Source organism: Paenibacillus sp. FSL M7-0420, assembly GCF_038002345.1.
Classification (GTDB): Bacteria; Bacillota; Bacilli; order Paenibacillales; family Paenibacillaceae; genus Paenibacillus_AQ.
The window spans coordinates 2494581-2514894 of the sequence record NZ_JBBOCJ010000001.1 but is presented as its reverse complement, the minus strand read 5'-3'; the positions used below and the strand labels follow the sequence as shown (position 1 = coordinate 2514894).

General features: G+C 46.4%; 7 protein-coding genes. All 7 read right to left on the bottom strand.

Translation table 11 applies throughout. The annotated features are described in order from the left end of the window. Positions 1-34: 34 nt before the first annotated feature. Genes MKX51_RS10515 through MKX51_RS10485 form a run of 7 tightly spaced genes read right to left on the bottom strand, consistent with a single transcriptional unit; the run spans position 35 to position 20314 of the window. Positions 35-1141 (bottom strand): 2-oxo acid dehydrogenase subunit E2, encoded by a 1107-nt coding sequence (locus MKX51_RS10515; protein ID WP_340992293.1) that lies wholly within the window; start codon positions 1139-1141, stop codon positions 35-37. Between the two features lie 11 nt (positions 1142-1152). Next, positions 1153-2178: an alpha-ketoacid dehydrogenase subunit beta gene (locus MKX51_RS10510; protein WP_340941813.1), complete on the bottom strand. Its 1026-nt coding sequence runs from the start codon at positions 2176-2178 to the stop codon at positions 1153-1155. Continuing rightward, entirely contained in the window at positions 2156-3109 is a 954-nt protein-coding gene (locus MKX51_RS10505) for a thiamine pyrophosphate-dependent dehydrogenase E1 component subunit alpha (RefSeq protein ID WP_340992292.1), read from the bottom strand. The genes MKX51_RS10510 and MKX51_RS10505 overlap by 23 nt, the downstream gene beginning before the upstream one ends. Further along, a complete protein-coding gene (locus MKX51_RS10500; protein WP_076073529.1) occupies positions 3093-3335 on the bottom strand; it encodes an acyl carrier protein in 243 nt (80 codons plus the stop codon). Before MKX51_RS10500 ends, MKX51_RS10505 begins: the two co-directional genes overlap by 17 nt. A 22-nt stretch (positions 3336-3357) precedes the next feature. After that, positions 3358-5388 (bottom strand): condensation domain-containing protein, encoded by a 2031-nt coding sequence (locus MKX51_RS10495; protein WP_340992291.1) that lies wholly within the window; start codon positions 5386-5388, stop codon positions 3358-3360. A 15-nt stretch (positions 5389-5403) separates the two neighbouring features. Further along, positions 5404-15648: an amino acid adenylation domain-containing protein gene (locus MKX51_RS10490; RefSeq protein ID WP_340992290.1), complete on the bottom strand. Its 10245-nt coding sequence runs from the start codon at positions 15646-15648 to the stop codon at positions 5404-5406. Between the two features lie 31 nt (positions 15649-15679). Further along, positions 15680-20314, bottom strand: a complete 4635-nt coding sequence (locus MKX51_RS10485; RefSeq protein WP_340992289.1) for an amino acid adenylation domain-containing protein — start codon at positions 20312-20314, stop codon at positions 15680-15682.

Genomic DNA, 20314 nt, shown 5'->3' with positions numbered 1-20314 from the left:
CTCCTCCTTCACTCTCCGCTTCCGGGCTCACACCTTACACATTGATCTCAAAATGTTCAAGCTTGCTCTTCAGCCGCGCCAAAAATTCGACCGCATAGAATCCGTTCACTACACGATGATCGTACGCCAGGCCAAGATTGATATAGCTTCTTTCTGCCACTGTCCCTTCCTTCAGGACCAATTCCTTCATTACCGCACCCACGGATATCATCCCGGTCTGTCCCGGCAGAATGATGGGAATGACGCTGACAACATCGGCGCTTGTATTCAGGCTAATCGTTATCGTTCCGTCCATCAGATCCGTTTCAGCAAAACTGCTTCTTAATGCTTTATATTTATATTCCATCATTATTTCTGCAGTATGCTCAATCCTTCCAGCGTGTTCAGCTTTAATTACCGGAATGTAGAGACCTGTCCCCACATCGATGGTCACACCGACGTTGACTTCTGCAGCAGGAATAAATGTATCTTCATCCTTCAGCTTTCCGTACATTAACGGGAATTCATCCTTGATCGATACCAGCAGCACCGGTAATACTTCTCCAAACCCCACAATGATCTCAAGCTGCTCACCGATTTCCCGCATTCCGGTTAGAGCTTCGTCACAATATACTTTCATTAATAAAAATGCGTTTGGAATATTCGTATGCGATTGGGTTACTGTTTTAGAGACCTGTTTTTGATTCTTACTCAAGAGAATCCGGGCCTCATCCCCATCGATTCTTTGCTTCAGCAGCTCTTCCAAGTCACTTAATTTAATCAATTTCTTATTTAAGGATGACAGCTCCTGCTGCGAAAATTGGTGCAATGCGGCAAACGCTTCTGCCTGATTGGAAAGTTTGTAATTGGCCGTGCTGTCTGCGGTGGCACTGCCCACGGATAATTCCTTGTATGTATTCATTTCTTGGAGGGACTCAAAAACAAAGGCAATAACCTCGCCGGTCCTCACATCGGTGTGTTCTTTAGCCGCAGGATAAAAATAGCCGTCTGCTTCACATTCGACATCAATAGCTGCCTTGGAGGTCTCCAAGGTGGTAATTAGATCACCGGAATGAATGAATTCGCCCTCAGCGCAATAATAGTTCTGGATCAAGCAGCTGTTATCATTCGCATTTAACTGTGGAACAACAATTGGTCTCATACCCGCCTCCGTCACCCTTCTTTAGCGATTTTCATCAGCTTCAGTACACTTTCATAAATGTCCTGTTCCCCTACCAGCACCTGGCTTTCATAATACATGGATGCGGGAATAATGCTGTCAGAAGAACTTAAGAGCTCAATGGCTCCATCCTTCTGCTTATTGAGATATGGATATAATTTGACCGCTATTCCTTCGCCCCAGGTATGCCCGCTGGTCCCCTCTTCCACAATGAGAATCTTGCCGGCTGCAACCGCATCTTCAACAATGGCCTCGATTCCGCAGGGATACAGCTTGGAAGGTACCGCTACCTTAACTTCAATTTCATCCGCCATAATCAGCTTTTCAGCCACTTTCATGCACATGGAAGCCAAGCCTCCGGGGCAAAGGATAAGAACATCCGGTACACTGTTTTCTTCTATACTGGCGACTGCCCAGTTCTCATGGTCACCTTTAAAGGAATAGTTGAAAAGCTCATCGATCACGCCATTTTCATACCTGTACTGGGAATATATTATTTTTTCTTCAAAAAAAATACAAGGATTTTTCTCACTCAACATCCGGTTAAACACATCATAATTATCATGAAAAGGAGACAGCTCATACACGCTTAGATTAGGGATGCCCATGAAGTATTTTTGCATGCTTTGGCTGTGTGTGGGTCCGTACCCCCTGTAACCGCCATTCGCACATCTGACAATCATGCTGAGATCCAGCTTGTCCCCGTACATGGTTACGGACTTGGATGCAAAATTGAGCAGAGGATCAAATGACAATGTAGTGAAATCGGAAAACATCATATCCACGATCGGTTTGTGGCCCATGATTGCCATTCCGCTTGCCATGTTGACAAATCCCTCTTCACTTATCGGCGTGCCAATCACTCTGTCCGGATAATCATCAGATAATCCCTTGTTGATTTTGAAGGCACCCCCATAAGGCTCACGTACATCTTCCCCGATTACAACGACTGCCTCATCCTCACACATCAGCTGATGAATGGCATGTCGCAAATTCTCATTTATTTTTTCTTTTTTCATAGTCCGCCCATTCTGCTCCCTCTCTGTGTATGACAAGTTCCTGCAGCGTTTGCATTTGATTCCGGACAGCTTCTTCAAGCTTATCTACCCTTGCCTTATCGCTGGCTTTCATTTGGTTGTACCAGTAATTCTCCCTGACTCTTTCAAGCTCATCAGCACTTCTAGTGTCATCGCCTTTACTGTGGGACGCGACCCGATCTGTTATGAATTCAATGACCAGGGGTTTGGATTCCTTGCGGACACGGTGTATAGCGTCACGAGTTTGTTCTCTTATTTCATTAACAGCTTTGCTCTGGATGCACAGATAATCAAGATCGAACCCCCGTACCCGGCCTTCTATGCTTCCCGACATGCTGTAGCTTTGATGGGTTGATATCGCTATTCCATTGTTCTCTACAACGATGACCATCGGGAGATTCCAGATGCCGGCAAAGTTCAAGCTTTCGTACACGCAGCCCCTGCCAAAGGTTCCGTCGCCAATATAGACAAATACCAGATTATCTTGTTGCTTGTATTTATAACTCCAGGCGATGCCTGTGCCTACCGCTATGCCTTCGGCCTGAATCCCTGTAGATATAAAGCGGTCTCTGCGAATATGCTGGCTTCCTCCGATTCCATTACATACGGCACCTTGTTTGCCCATGACCTCTGCCAGCAAGCCCTCAGCATCCCCATATCTGGCAATATAATGCCCATGCCCCCGGTGATTGCTGATCACAAAGTCTTCTTCTTCAATGAACGGATTCAAGGCTACCGGGATATATTCTTGTCCCATGCAGGTATGAGTGGTCCCTGTGACATGTCCGCTGGAAAAAAGCCCGAGGATCGATAGCTCATATTGACGGATCAGCAGCATTCTTTCCAGATCATGATCACTAGTGCTTCCCGCCAGAACCGCCTGCCCGGCAATGGCATTATTCAAAGATTTCATTGCTTACTCCTTTGCTCTTTAAGACCGTTATAAAGGCGGCAAGATTTTTCAAGCTTTTCACTTCCTTGAAGGTGAACTTGACCTTATAGGTATCTTCAATGGTTGTGATTAACTTGATATGCTTCAGGCTTGTCCATTCCGGAGCATTCTGCGGTGACAAGTCTTCGTGAATCGTTTCTTGGTCCGGGATGGCCAGAATATCCGCAACAATCTCTTTTAATGTCATAACGTCAGCATCCTCTCATCATTCAGCCCGTTGACTGCATTGCTGTATTGTAAATACTCACGACCAGTTCTGTGCCCATCGCCGTGTAATACTCTCTTAAATAAGGAACATGCCCTTCTTCATCACCAAGACCGTCGTTATACTCACTAAGCTTATATTTCACAGCGATTTCGTCTCCATGAAGTACAGAAATATTCCCGTTTTTCGCACATTCCGCTGCTATTTTTTGCTCCGACTGTTGAATAAGCCGCTTGGCTTCAGTCATCTGATTGACTTTATCCGATGCCGGACACAGGTACAGGATGACCTTGGACTGATGCTTGTTCACAAAGCTGGAGGCACATTGGATGAACCGGTTCGCATTGTCCGTCAGCACGGCTGCAAGCCTGGCATCCTTAGCATCCATGCCTTGAATCCAGTCTTCCAAACGGAGTAACAGGATTCCTATGCCCTGACTGCTTCTGCATAACAGTCCCGTATCATCAATCAATTGCTGGAACATCTGGCTATACGGTGCGAATTGCAGCTTATAGTCGATCCGGAGCTTGTCCAGCCAGAATTCCATCGGCTCTCCTACAGGCCCGGATTCGAAGGAGGAGACTACCGTCATCACTACTTTCTTACGCGATAGAGAGGAGACGAATTCCCCGATGGTCCGGTCAGGATTCTCAGTAATCAACTGGATTAATAGCTTGAAATCCTCAATCATCTGCAGAATGGTATCCTGGGCGAACAGATCCGTATTGTACTCGAACCCGGCAGATATTCCATGCTTCAGAATGGTTGCGTACAAGGACAAATCGAATTGTGCCGTTTCTACCGATACCGGGAGTACTTCAACCTCAATTCCCGGAATACTAACACTCAGCATCGACTCCTCGGTCTGAACATACAGCACCTGGAACACTGGTGAATGCTGCATCTGACGTTCAATATCAAGGCCCGTGACCACTTGCTCAAACGGAATCTCCGCATGATTAAAGGCTTCCATGCAATGGTCTCTAACCTGGGTGAATAACTCTGCAAAGGTCATGCTGCTCGCTATTTCACTTTGGATAACTACCGTATTAATGAACAGGCCGATTAATTTCTCCAATTCAAGCTGGTTTCTGTTGGCAACCGGTGTTCCAATACAGAGCTTATTATCCAGACTGTAGCCATGCATCAGAAGGTTTAGCGCGGACATCATCATATGGTACATCGAGCCATTCATTTGCACACATCTGTCGCTCATTGCCTTCACTGCTTCTTTTTCAATGAGAAAGTACTCCGTCCTTCCCCGGTAAGTCTGTGTGCTGCCTCTTTTATAATCGTAGGGTAAATGAATGGCCTTTGGTGCATCTTTAAGCTTGCCAATCCAATACTCCAGCTGATTATCCAGCTGGCCGCCTTCAATTCTTTTACGCTGCCATTCCGAATAATCGACATATTGTACCTGGAGCGGTGAACGGGCAACTTGTCCATGAAGCCTGTCCCGGTAGCCCCCGGCAATTTCATTCATAATTACACCGAAGGACCAGCCATCACAGATAATATGATGAAGGGAGAGGGTTAAGACGATTTCTTCTGCAGACAATCTCAACACATAGAACCGCCACAAAGGGCCTACAGTCAAATCAAAGGGCCGTCTTGCAATTTCACTGTTAACCTCCCGGATCTTTGCATCCCTCATCGCACCGTCGTATTCTTCCAAATGAATAATATCCAGCCGGAATCTTTCATAAGGTTTGATAATCTGTGACGGTATATAGTCTATGGTGTTGAACACTGTTCTAAGACTTTCATGCTTCTCAACGACTGCATTGAGCACATCTTCCAGAATATCAAGTCTTATATCGCCTTTAAGCCGATAGGACTGCGGGACATTATATACGCCTCCGTTCATGAACTGCTCCATAAACCATTGTCTTTGCTGTGAAAAGGACTGGCTGAACGCATTCGAGGTTCTGGCGACCCTCTCAATATCCCTTTTTTTGCTGTCTTTGGACTTCGTAATCAGGCCTGCGAGCTGTTCCCTTGATAAGGATTTGAGTTTATCCTTCTTAGTCTCCATATAAGTACTCCTTACTTATCTTTTCAAAAGCTCCTTAAGGCGCTTCCTCTTTACCTTCATGGCTTCCTTCTCTGTCTCCATCACTTCACTTGCAGAAGCGACTTCGGCAAAGCTGTTCGTTGTCTCCTCCAGATATTCACAAAGACTGCGTATGGTTGGGTATTTGAACATATCCACTACCGTAATATTCGTATCAAAGCTCTCCTTGATCTTGTAATAGACCTGAACCACAAGCAGCGAATGGCCGCCAATATCAAAGAAATTATCATTGACGCCAATGTTCCGGGCATTCAGGACGGCTTCCCATATTCGCTTGACCTTGGCTTCGTTGTCATTGGCTGCTTCTACAAATTCATTCCTTACGCTTCTTCTTATACTTCCAGGCTCAGGAAGCATTTTCTTATTCAGCTTGCCATTTGGCAATAACGGCATCTCCGGCAAGACCATAAAGAACGATGGAATCATATAATCCTGCAACTGACTTCTGATATGTTCTCTGATGACAGGAATATACTGGTGGATATCTTTCCACTCCAATGGATTGGTGAAGTATACACTTTGGTCCTCATTGTAGCGGATGAAATTCGGCACTTCATAATCATAGGCACAGGTGTCCGCTCCATATTTATTCTTATGGAACAAGATCAGCTGATAATCTCCGCTCTCGCCATGACCATTCCACAAAGCGCGAAGCCGGTAATTCCCGCCATCCTGCACGAGCAAATCATATAAGCCTGGAGCATACAGTTGAAGCTCCCTGACGTCTTCACTCAGCTCACGGACAGTTGCAGCTTGCACCGCAGGGTCGTTCAGCAGCGACTCAAGCTTGTTCTCATGAACCAGCTTATCCATCAGGACATCCTGGATTACAATAACCTCATCCTGCCGCCCGGTGAGTATATCCTGGAGCCCCTGCTCTGATTGTATATTCCGCCAGCTGAGCTGAACGATATTCTCCAGTTGCTCCGCTTCTTTCGTCCGGATCACGACCTGATAGCGGAATTTACTCATCTCATTCTCGAACTTTGTTACTTTAGGCAGAATGGAGACATGGTGAACCTGCTCCAGGGAATCCTTAAGACTCAAGAAATATTTGGAGTCTACCAGCAGCTCATTCTCCGCTACAATGGAATTCTTAATCCGGTCGTTTAATTCTTGCACGGTGGTTTCCGCAGGAGCCTTATACCATTCCACCGAAGTGTGATAGCTTCTTAGCAGCGGCAGGGACCGTACATCACCGATAAAGAGGGTTCCCTCTTTGTCCAGCATGCCTAAAAGAGTAGTAATCACCTCATTCAGATACTCTCCGCTCGGGAAGTACTGAATGACAGAGTTGATAATAATGGTGTCGAATGTCTCATTCTGCAGCTCGCCAAGCTCATCAGCCGATTTCTGATATAGTCTGACATTCATGGAGCTGTCCAAATTCTGTTCGATATAATCGAGGCCTATCCTCGATAAATCAATACCCACGTACTCTTCGCATAACGGGGCGATTTTGAACAGAATCATCCCTGTACCGCAACCGACCTCCAGTACTCTACGCGGCTTAAAGCTCTTAATCAGATCGACGGAATCGGCAAGCCACTCTTCCATTTCCGGGGTACCAAGCTTCTCCCCGGTGTAGCTGCTGTTCCAGCTGATTGTATTTAGACTGAAATCTTGAATCGTTTCCTCTTTGTTGTAGGCATTATCGAATATCGATTCCCACTGGGTGACCTGCTCCTTGCTCTCCTCCATGACGTCCTGTTCTCTATAATTCACATCACGGACAATGTAGGACACGATTCTTACATCATTTCCATCCTCTAAGTTGATGACTACGTTATCCTTAACGGAAGGATGCGACTGAATCACCTTTTCGATTTCCCCTAATTCAATGCGCAGTCCTCTTACTTTGACCTGATTGTCAGCGCGTCCTATGAAGTTGATGTTGCCGTCCGGCAGCAATTTGACAATGTCACCGGTCCGGTACATCCGTGCAGCCACATATTTACTGAACGGATTCGGAATGAATTTCTCGGCTGTCAGATCGTCACGTTTGTAGTATCCTCTGGCCAGGTTCGCACCGGCAATGAATAGCTCTCCGCTCACATTATAGGGAACGGGATTCATGTACTCGTCCAGTACATACAGCTGCACATTAGAGATGGGCTTGCCGATCGGCACAATCTCTTTATCCAGCTTCTCGCTGCAATCGTAGTAAGATACTTCAACGGAGGCTTCGGTAGGGCCATACAGGTTGTATAGACCTGCATCGAAGGTCTGGAAGAACTGTTCCTTTAACCGGTACGGCAATGCCTCCCCGCTGCAGAACACTTTTCTCAGACTGCTTCCTGCCTGCTTGGCTCCGGGATGCTCCAGAAACAGCTTCAGGATCGAAGGCACAAAATGAGAGATGGTAATCTGTTCATCCCTGATCAGCTGAGCGAGATACTCCACGTCTTTATGCCCTTCAGGCTTGGCTATAACCAGACAGGCACCTACCGTCAGCGCCCAAAAAATCTCGCTGCAGGATACATCGAAGCTGAAGGGTGTCTTCTGCACCTGCCGGTCTCCCGGCTGCATCCCAAATTCTTTTTGGCCCCATACAATACGGTTTCGGATGCCGCTGTGAATATTAATCGTTCCTTTAGGCTTTCCTGTCGAACCTGAGGTATAAATCATGTACGCCGCGTGGGTACCTTCAACCTTCACTCCGGGATTACCGGTACTCATCGGCAGGAACAGTTCCTTGTCCCGCAAATCCACCTTACGGATTCCCGCAAGCGCATCGGTCTCGTCCATGCAGGTCAGCACCAGCTTAACCTCAGAATCCTGAAGCATATAATCTACCCGGTCCCGGGGATAGGTTGGATCAATAGGAATATAGGCCGCGCCTGCTTTTAGAATCCCATAGACGGCTACCATCATTTCAATGGACCGGTCTGCGTACACACCAACGAAATCTTCATAGCCTATTCCCTGCGCAATCAGATAATGGGCGACTTGATTCACCCGCATATTAAATTCCAGATACGTAAGTGTGTCTCCCTGGAATTTCAGCGCCGGTGCATCCGGTCTTAAGAGCGCCTGTTCTTCAAATAATTCATGGATAAATAATTCTTTCTCCAATGGAACATCCGTTTTATTGTGCTCATAGAGGATTTCATTGATTTCTTCTTTATCCATGAAATTGAACTGCTTGATTTTTTGATAAGGATCTGCGCATAGGCTGTTGATGATGTTCTCCAGATGCCGCATCATCTTGCGTATGGTACCTGTTTTATAGATATCCGTATTGTATTCACATAAGGTGTGCACTCCGTCTTCCAGCTCTCTCATAGAAATCCAGAAATCGAACATTGCTGATTTATTGTCTGTTTCCACTCGGGTAATCGCAAGATTCGGCAACTTGAAATCTGGCAGTGCTTCATTTTGAAGGGAGAACATCACTTGGAACAACGGGTTTCTGCTTAAATCGCGTTCCAGCTCCAATTCATCCACCAGCATCTCGAACGGCATATCCTGCGCATCATAGGACTCCAGCGCACTTGTCTTTACCCGTTCAATCAATTCCATGAAGGAAATATCGCCTGACAAATCATTGCGGAGCACCAGGGTGTTCACAAAGAATCCGATCGTATTCTCTGTTTCCATCCGCGTCCGATTGGCAATCGGAGTTCCAATGGCGATATCCTCCTGTCCGGTATATCTCGCGAACAGGACATCGACCGCCGCCAGATAAATCATAAAGGGTGTAGCGCCCGTAGCTTCTGCCAGTTCATTCACCCGGTCCATCATGCTCTTGCTATATACAAAGAAGTCCTTTTTCCCGTTAAAGGTTTGTACTTTCGGTCTGTCGTAATCCGACGGGATATCCAGGGTAGCAACATCCTTGAGCTTGTTCTTCCAATACAGGAACTGGTCTTCTTTAACCTTTCCGGTGAACCAGTCTCTCTGCCACTGGGTATAATCCGCATACTGCCATTCAATTTCGGGTAATTCGGCCGGCCTTTGATTCACTAAGGCATCATATAGCTCGACGAATTCATGTACAAAGACTCCCATAGACCAGCCGTCGGAAATAATATGATGCATGGTGAGGAAAATAACATGCTCATCCGCAGCAAATTTAAGCAGCTTACATCTGATCAACGGTCCGTTTTTGAAATCAAATTCCTGATGGACTTCTTCATCTGCCAGTTTGGTAATTACCTGCTCTCTTGCCTCTTCTTCCACATGCATTAGATTCTGCAGAGGGATTTCTATGGCATCCACATCATGCAGAACCTGCATAATTTGCCCTTCAATGTTGTCGAAGGTCGTTCTGAGTCCTTCATGGCGCTTGACGATTTCTGTAACAGCCTGCTGCAGGCAGGAGACATTCAACTCGCCTTTAAGCCTGATGCTCTCCAGAATATTGTAAAACGCACTTTCTTCATCATATTGCTTTAAGAACCAAAGTCTTTGCTGGGCATAAGAAACCGGTATGCCCTGTTTCTTCTCTTCATCAGATAATTTGGGAAGGTGACCTTCTCCCTTGGAATCCGTAGCCGGGTGAACTCTCTCTTCCACAAGCTTAGCCAGCGCTCCAACAGTCGGATGATAGAATAAGTCATTGATGGCAAATTCGATCCCGTATTCTTTTTTGATTCTGGAGACGACCTGGGTTGCCTTTAAGGAATGTCCTCCAAGCTCAAAGAAATTATCATTCATCCCTATTTTCCCGGTGGCTAATACTTCGGACCAAATGTTGCTTATGATTCTCTCAGCATCTGTAGACGCTTCTACATATTGCTCTGCTTGTTCCTCTTCGATCACTTCGCCATCCCTGTTGACCGTGAGCATCTTCAGCGTGCTTACCGCGCCATAATCATCCAGGACCCTGGCGTTCTCAAGCTGGAGAAGCGCCTCTGTATCTTCCTGCCTGTAGACAGCAAGATATTCTTTGGCATACACTTTCTCATCAATTCTGTGGCTGATATGCACATTATTCTCGTCAATCCCTACATAGACCATGTCGTCGCCAAGATTCAACAGGGCTTCAAAGAATAACAGGCCATCCTGCTCACTGATCACATGCTGCCCGATGGATTCACTGAGACTGTTAATGGATTGCAGGCTTCCCGCAGTCATTCCGATCTTATCCCACATCGTCCAAGAGATACATTTCACTGCATACCCTAACTGGCCGGCTGCATACTTACAGAACATTTCCAGGAAGCTGTTCCCTGCCGCATAGGCACTGAAGGTCGCACTTCCGAGCAGCGAGGTCACCGAAGAGAAAGTGATCAGCATCGCATCTTTTCTGCTTTTCAAGAGTTCAAACAGATTTAACACGCCATAGACCTTGGCATTGAATTCTTCGGTAAAAGTCTGCTGTCCGATTTCCGTAATCAGGTATGAATCCCGGTTGTCAAAATGCCGCTGGTAGCTTGAATTCCCGGCAAGATGTATTATTCCATCAATCTGAATCCCCTTCGATTGCTCATAATCTTCAACCGCCTGCATGATGGAATCCAGATCACACACATCCGCCTGCCGGTAACTGATGGAAGTTCCTAGTGCAACTAATTGGTCGTAATGCTGAACTCTGCTATCCTTATCCTCAAGAGTCCCCAGATCGCTTCTTCCCAGGATCAGAAGATTAGCCTGATAGTTTTCAATGAGCTGACTGCAGATTTTTGTGCCGATGCCCCCTAGGCCCCCGGTTACCACATAATGTCCGCCTTGTCTGATCTTTGTCTTGGGTTCTGCTTTCCGTAAAGGCACATTCCGGAGCTTCCATGTTAATCTCCTGCCGTCACGGTAACTGATTTCCTTCACAGCAGTCTCTCCGTGCATAATCTCAGCGCGTAATAAGCGGGCATCCTGCTTGATATCCCTTCCTTCCAAATCGATCAGCAGCGATCGTACACCCGTATTCTCCGTATCCAGAGTAGCCATGAAGCCGATTAATGCGGCATTATCATAACGGGTTTCCAGGCCGCCTGCATCCGGGAACACATTGCTGCTACCCACATACAGGCTTGTAGAAGCGCACAGGTCATTGTTCGCCAATACCTGCAGTAAGTGGATTAGACTAAAGACACCGAGTTGGTTACTGTTTGAGATATCTGCATGTCCGCTAGCGTTTATTTGATAAGTGGGAAGATAGATCATATGATCGGCCGTCCACCCGATTTGCTTAAAATAGTCAAACAGCTCTTTGCAGCCCTCATAACGGGTATAATCACAGCCATAATGATTCCGGTCATATACCTGGAAGCGGTCCTCTTGCTTGACCGATATGACCCTGGTTTCATCCAGGCCCATACATTCTATGAATTCAGCCGCCAATCCGTGGCGGTCCTCAAACACCAGGATATTGACGCAGGGTACGGAGCCCTCTTCAACCTTAAAGCTCAGCGGCTTCCATACTTTCTTGAATATCCATGGCTTTACGGTGTTCTTATTTCTGACGATTTCGAGTTTTTTCAGGACAGCATCGTATTTGCCGGCAAGCAGGGAATCTCTTAACAGAATCCGCTGAATTTTACCAATTCCTGTCTTTGGAATCTCTTTTTTAGCCAGAGGGATGATGTATTCAATAACAAGCCCGATTTTTGAAGTGATTACCTTTTGCATCTCTTTGATGATCCCTTTAAGCCTCCCGGCATCCATGGATACCGGATGGAAGAAGATCGCTAATTCTTCCTCTTGTGAACCGCTTGCCTTGACTGATACCGCAGCTGTATAAGATACTTCAACCCCGTCAATCTCCTCAAGGATGGCCTCAATTTCCGAATTATTATAGTTGACACCATTGATGATAATGATGTCTTTGGCCCTGCCTGTAATGGTAAGTCCCCGGTCGGTTATAATCCCCAGATCCCCCGTATCGAACCAGCCGTCTGGCGTAAATGCTTCGGCGTTTGCTTTGGGGTTATTGTAATATCCCGGTGTAATGCACACCCCGGCCATCTGAAAGCGTCCTTCTGTATAGAGAGGCACTAATTCATTCTGAGCATCGACAATACGGATTCTGTTCCCTGGAAGAGGTCTGCCTACACTTACACTGCTATCCTCCTGCTTCACTACATCTTGACCGAAATCCGTGGAATATATGGAACCCGCACACGTCTCGGACATCCCGAAGCACGGCATCATTGCCGACTTATCCAGATGATACGGCTTAAGGATCTCATTAAACTTCAGGGCGGTCCGCGCCACTACCACCTCTCCGCCGTTGGTTATAAACCGCAGGGCAGACAGGTCAATATTCAGTGCTTTGATTCCACTCTCAAGGCTGTTAATCAAATTAAAGGCAAAGTTGGGTGCCCAGGTATTCGTAGCTCTGAAATCACTCATCAGCGTAAGCCACCGGAGCGGAGCTTCCAGAATATAATTAACAGGTGCCAGAATCTCCTGGCAATGCAGATAGATGTCTCTTACATTACACATAACAATTCCGCCCACATGGTCCATAGGCATCCAGTTAAAGGTTACTTCTCCTGGACCAAACCCGTTATTTTGGCAGGCGGCAATGGTGCGTCTCAGAATATTTCTGTGGGTCTGCATAACTCCTTTCGGCATTCCTGTGCTTCCCGAGGTAAGCAGCAGCAGCGCTACATCATCCGGCTTCACCTCGTAGGTAATTTCTATATCCCGGCTGTTCATCAATTGTTCAGCGGAATAGACGGTGAACTCTTCTTCGCCGCCAAGAACTCCGGGAACACTGCGAATACTTGCAGCCAGCGCTTCATCCGTCACAATCACAGGCTGTTCAAGCATTTTCCAAGCATTCAACAGCTTGCGGATCACTGCATTATCTTCTTTATAAGAAGCAGCTACCGTGGCCGGAATCCCGATAAAGCCGCCTAACATACAAGCCCAGAACGTATTTACATAATTCCGGTTGTTATCCATCTGATAGATGACCTTATCCCCAGGCTGCAAGCCTCTTTCGATAAGACCGCAGCAGATAGCCTTGGCTTCACTGTAGACCTGCTTATAGTTAACAAAGTCAATGCTGCCATCATAATTAACGAACCGGATTCCATAATCATCAGGAGCTTGATCGGCAGCCCGTTTGATGTAATAACCCAGATCAAAGACGGTATTCTCAGGAATGATCACGTCTTCTCCAACAATGAGGGATAGCTGTGTTTCAGCGCTGCTCTCTTCCTTGCGGGTCTCAGCCCCTTCAGCCTTGTCCATTTTGCCGGAGCTCTTCTTCTTAATAAAAGAATAATCATCGGCCAAATCGGAGATATGCACGTTATCCCGGCTGATTCTTGCGGCCTTGCGCACGAACTTCACAGGAGATTCACTCATAGCGCTCTGCTCATCCGGGATAACTAAATTACTCCAGCGCTGAATGAGGTTGTCATTAATAATTTCCAGTTCGAGCAAATCATTGATTTTGACAACGCCATCTCTGTAATAAGGAATGTTTGACACAGGAACGAGCTCTGCTGCTGCCAGACAATCCTTCTTATTGAAGTCAAGCAAGGTGCACAACCTGTCGACGATTGCACCTCTTATGGCACCAGTTCGTTCTTCATCGAATGCCGCTTGTTCCACTACAGCACCCGTCACCGGTTCTACATAATAGACAACAAGCTTGGATTCACCCTCCCTGTTATAACGGTGAAGCAGCTTCACATCATCTACTAATGATTCCGCTCTTAGGGCACGCTCCAGCGCAGGCAAATCACGTTTGATTCCGCCAATCACCATGCTGGTGCTTAAGGTCTCATTAATCATTAACGTTCCATCTGCATAATAACGGCCCCTATACCCGGAAGCGGTCTGATCCGGCGTACATACACTGCCCTCGAATCCGTCCGGAAGCGGGTGCCCATAGGGATCAACAATCAGAACGCGCGGTATAGCGGAAGCCGAACTCTGAGGGATAGGCTGGTTATGCAGGTTCACAACGGCGGATACTGCCTTCCCTGCTTTGAAATCTGTATTCTGCTCCGATGGAAGCAGTTGAATCGTGCGGATAGCTTCATTTATTTTAAGGACCATTTCATCCAAAATCGTTATGAAGCTCCTTTGAAATTCTTCAATGATCCTGTCGCTGAAATAAGCGGAATTATAAATCGTCTCCACAAGGATTCCGTGATCCGGCTTAACCACCCAGGCCAGCGGATAATTGATTTCTTCTCTTAATTGCAGCTCTGCGATTGAGAACTCTGTGATATCCTTATAAGCCTGCGCATTGGCATAATTCTCATATACAAAAATACTCTGGAATAATTCAGGCAGATTAAGGGCGCTGCTGATCTCAGCCAAAGACATATATTCATGGGGACTGCGGCTGATTTGATCCTGTGTGAGGTTCTCCAGGCACTCCAGCAAGGTAAGATTACCGTCTAACTGAACACGGACCGGAATGGTATTGATAAAGATGCCTACGGTGTGATCGATACCTTTTAATTCCGCAGGTCTTCCCGATACAGTCGTCCCATAGACGACATCTTCTTTTCCACTGTATTTACTCAACAAGATGGCAAAGGCAAGATTATACAATTGGTAGGCGCTGAAACCGTTATTTTTAGTGATCTGCTCGATAGAATTATGTATATCCTCTGAAAGCCGTAAGGAGAGTTTACGGGTCTCACCCTTCTGCTCTTCCACTGCAGGTTCAGTATACAGAGGCAAAGCTTCCTCAAAGCCCTTCAGCTTTTCTTTCCAGTACTGTCTGGAGACCCCGGCATCCTGTTTATGCAGCCAATGGATATAGTCCTTAAATGATGCGGATTTGTGCTTCGCCGGTGCCTCCCCTGTCTTGAACGCTTTATAATTCCCGAACATTTCCTCCAGTACCAGAGGCAGTGACCAGCCATCCATTATAATGTGGTGAAAGCTCCAGACAAAATAATAGCTGTCTTCTGTAATTTGAATTAGAGCAAATCTCATCAGCGGAGCCTTGTCCAGTTCAAAACCCATCATTCGGTCATTTTCAAGAAACATGCTATAATCATGCTCGATTTCTTCCCTCGGCAGATTGCTCCAGTCATACTGAATGTAGCTGCATTCGCATTGCTTCAGAACTACCTGAACAGGTTTTTTCACACCTTCCCAGACAAAGGCGGTTCTTAAAGCGGAATGATCGTTAATGACCTTTTGCCAGGCATCCCAAAAATATTCGAAATTAATCTGCCCGTGTAATTTGCACGAGAATTGCTCCAAATACATGCTGCTGCTTTCACTTTTCAAGCTGTGGAACAGCATGCCTTCCTGCATGGTGGATAATCCATAGATATCTGCAACGTTCCTCTTGTTCATTTATTCTCCTCTTTCTTGTCCCTGAGTGACCTTAATTGAACTTTGCCAGGATGAAATCTAAATCTTCCATATCCACATCGTCAAAATCTGCAGCGGAAACTCCATCATCCTCAGATTCAATACAGTAGCTGATCATCCCCTTAAGCGTATCCGTGAAAGCATTTGCCTGCTGCACGATGTGCTCCCCGGAATGGATATTCGGGTTATATCCCCACTCGAAGGTTAAGCGGTCCTGCCGGATATACGCGTTGACTTCAAGCAGACTAACTCTTGTATTCTTCAATCCCCTAGGGTACAGCGGTTCGCCGGTAATCAGCCGGAAAGGTGCATGCTCCAAGGTTTTGTTATCCAAATGCCCCATGTAATTAAAAACAATATCAATAGCTTCACGGGGGCCATCACTAAGCAAGAACTCGAACTTACGCTTCTGCACGGCAGCTAATCTGTCTTTCACTTTTCTTAACGTAGCTCCAGTAGTTGAAATATCATCTGCAGAGAAGTACAAAGGATACAGGTTGGTAAACCAGCCTACCGTTCTTGACAGATCCACCTGACCGGCAAGCATATCTCTTCCGTGACTTTCCAGATATAAGGTATGGTCTGCGCCATCCCATTCATGCAGCATCGTTTCCAGGGCGGCAATCATGACCTCAATAGGCTGAATGCTGTAATGCTTAGGCACTTCAATCATTAGCTTGGCGGTATCTTCTTCCGATAAGGAGAACAGGCATTGCTCTGCTTCTCCTTCAAGATTGTCTATGCTGGAGCGGCCTCTTTTGGTTTTTCTTGAATGAGCCGCAATTTCTTTTGTCCACTCCTTTTTTTTGCTCACTGCTTCATGGCTGCCGGCGTATGCTTCTGCCGCGTTGCTCCAGCTTATGAAGGATGAGGTTTTCTGCGGAAGTCTGACTTCCCGCTTATCTGCTAAGGCCTGATAGCCATTCAATAGATCCTCGACGATGAACCTGAAGGACACCGCGTCGCATACCAGATGATGTGCTGTCAATACCAGCCTGCTGCTTGACAACGTATGGGATACAATAAGCAGCCCTTTAAATACTTCTCCCGCTTGCAAATTAAGAGATTGCTGAAAAGCCTCCAATTCCTGCTGCATCCGCTGATCATAGTCATCATGAGCTGGAATCTCTACTGTCTTCAAGCGTTCACTGTAGGCAAACGGCAGAATATCCGCATACCTTGGAGCCGTTCCGGGAAGTACGCGGGTTCTTAACAAATCATGCTGCCGGCACACTTCATTGAGCGCTTCATTCAATCGCCCGGCATCTACAGTCTCCTTCAATTCAAAGCTTACAGACTGATTCCAATGGTTATTTTCCGGGAAATTATGGGTGAAGAACCACTGCTGGATAGGTGTCAACTGGTAAGTACCTGTAACCTCTCCCTGATCACAGCAGATTTGTTCAACTGCCTCAGCCTTTAATGCCATTTGTTCAATACATTTATCATCGTAAAAAGACTTTAATTCGAGCTTAATTCCTGCCTCTGCCGCCTTGGCGATAACCTGCATGCTGATAATGGAGTCTCCGCCAATTTCGAAGAAATGATCGCGGATACTAACCCGCCGGACCCCTAAGACCTCACACCAGATTCGTTCCAGCGTTCTTTCAATCTCTGTGGACGGTTCAGCGAAATCGTTCTCCGCTTCCATAGGCTGGCCTAAGGACGCTAATCTGCTGTTATCCGGCTTACCGTTCATATTAAGCGGAATGGCCTCAAGTGTATAAAATGCTGATGGAATCATATACGAAGGTAATCCATCGTTCAAAAAGCTTCTGATTTCTGTCAGAGTCACTGCTGCATCCACAACTAAATAAGCTGCCAGATAAAGATTGCTCTGGTGGTCACTCTCCGGGATAACGACCGCTTCAATCACCTTGTTATGAGAAGAAAGCTTACTCTCAATCTCTCCGATTTCGATCCGGTGTCCCCTGATCTTGACCTGATTATCTATTCTTCCGGTAAAAGCAATATTTCCGTCGTTCAGCCAGCTAGCATAATCCCCCGTCCGGTACAATTTACCGGGACCATAGGGATTATCAATAAATTTCTCCGCTGTCAGTTCCGGCCTGTTCAAATACCCCCGGGCAATGCCTGCTCCTGCTATACATAATTCTCCGATAATTCCTTTTCCACATAAGGAAGTATAATTCATAATATAGATTTGCATATTGGCGATTGGCTTGCCAATCGGAATTCGATTCGGAATTTGAACAGTCCTTTCGTATTGCCAGTCCGATGCACAGACCGTAGTCTCGGTAGGTCCATACGCATTGAAATATTCAATCGGCTCTGCCAATTTTTCGACCAGATTGACGCTTGTTGCTGATCCCGCTGTGATCAACAGACGGATTCCGATGGGTCTATCCGCTATTACATTCCAGTATGGCGGAGGCAAGGTGGCAACGGTTACGTTATGCCTTTTCAGCTCCAGTTCCAGCAGATTCACATCCAGCGCAACTTCTTTGGTAATGATGCATAGTCTTGCACCTGTGAGAATTCCCATAATTATTTCCCAGACAGAGGCATCAAAAACAAGATTGGCAAATTGCAGGATCGTATCATCCGTGGTCACTTTGTATTTATTCCAAAAATAATCTCTCAGGTTAACAATGCCGCTGTGTTCCACCATCACGCCTTTGGGCTGACCTGTAGTTCCCGAGGTATAGATTACATAAGCAAGATTATCCGGATTACTGTGGTCCGCAAGATTGTCCGTGGACTCGGTCTCAATGCGCTTATCACCCATTGAAATCTGCTCAACGCCTGCATAATCCTGATGGATGCCGGAAGTTATCATATACCGGACTTTGCTGTCTTCCAGAATGTACTCCATCCGTTCCCGGGGATAAGTCAAATCCACCGGCATATAAGCACCGCCAGCCTTGGTTACCCCCAGTATGGCAATGATGGCCTCAATGGATTTATCCAGCATAATGGCAACCAGACTCTCGCAGCCCACACCGGTTTTCCGCAGATGATGTGCCAGTTGATTGCTGCGGTTATTCAGTTCCTTATAGGTAATCTTCTCATTGCCGCATACTACGGCTACTGCCTCTTTCCGGAGCGCCGCCTGGGTCTCGAATAACTGCTTGATGGTCTGTGGCTTATAGTCGGTAACCTTTTCGTTAAAAGAGTAGAGGATCTCATCCTTTTCTTCTTCCGAGATCATTTCAATATTTGCAATGGCCCGATTGTCATATTCAGCAATGAATTGCAGAATATTCAGATAATAATCCTTAATCTTTTCAATCCGCTCCCGGGAGAATTTATCCGATTTATACTCAAACCAGGCGCTTAACCCATCCTTGTCATCATTGACTTCCAGCGCCAGATCAACCTTGGCCGTTTTTAAATCCAGTTCTTCGAACTCTAGGTAGAAATCCTTTGTTGTAATATCCTTTAACGCATGGGTCTCATAACTGAACACCACCTGATAGATCGGGGTAGACAGCAAATCTCTTTCTACCTTCAAGTCCTCTACTATGAAATCAAACGGCAAATCCTGATGCTTCAAGGCCTGCATCACCTGGGCGTTCTCCGCCTGGATATAATCGAATAATTGTTGCTCTTCACCAATAGTACTGCGGATCGGCAGCATGTTCAGGAAGCACCCGATGATGCTCTGGCATTCCTCTTCATTTCTGCCGGTAACCGGGACCCCGACAATAATATCGTTTTGGTGTACGTATTTATGCAGCATGATTTTGAGTGCGCTCATTAACAATACAAACAGTGTAACCCCGTGTTTTTTTGCAGCAGCTTCCAGTTTTATTTTCAGCTCCTTGCGGATTGAAAAAGCTACCCGTTCGCCATGATAGGTAAGCCCATGACCGGCCGTGTAATCCGTTGGAAGCATACAGGTCATGCTGCTGCCCGACAATTGTTCCCTCCAGAACTTAAGCTGATGATCGAACTCGCCTTTGGCAATCCGGTCATTCATGTGGATGACATAATCATAATATTGCACAGCGTGTTCCTCTACAGGTGCCATGCTTGCGCCTGTATAGGCTTCATACAGTTGAAGCAATTCTCTAATAAAAATGCCGCTTGAATAGCCGTCCGATACAATATGATGCCAAACAATTTGTCCAATCCATTCGGTCTCACTAAGCTTGTAACAGATCAGGCGAATAAGCTTGCCCTCAGCTAACCGGAACGGCTGTATTCCTTCCGTGTACATCCTTTGCCTGATATCATCAGGAGACAGTTCCATCCCTGCCTGGGAGCAATCATAACTTTTGAAGACCGGCTCTTCGGTATCTTCGCTGAGCTCAACCTCAAGCTGTCCTTGTCCTCCCTTGAATTTAGAACGCAGCACCTCCTGCTGCTTAACCACCGTTCTGAAGGCCTTGTGCAAAAGCTCCACTTGAAGCTTGCCATGGAATGTCACATAACCTGAAACATTATACGTAACCGATTCATTGAAGAGTTGTTCGACATACCAAATTTTCTTTTGCATATAGTTGGAAGGCAACACGGTCAACTCCGGTGCTCTCTTGATGACCCTATGCAGCCCTTTCTCTTGCAGGATGATCTGTCTTTTCTTTTTTCTTTGTTCCTCCAAGAGACTCTCCAGCAGCAGTCTCTTGGCGTCCGATAAGGCATTCACTCTGTTTTTCACACTTCCGCTTTCGTTGTTCTGCAT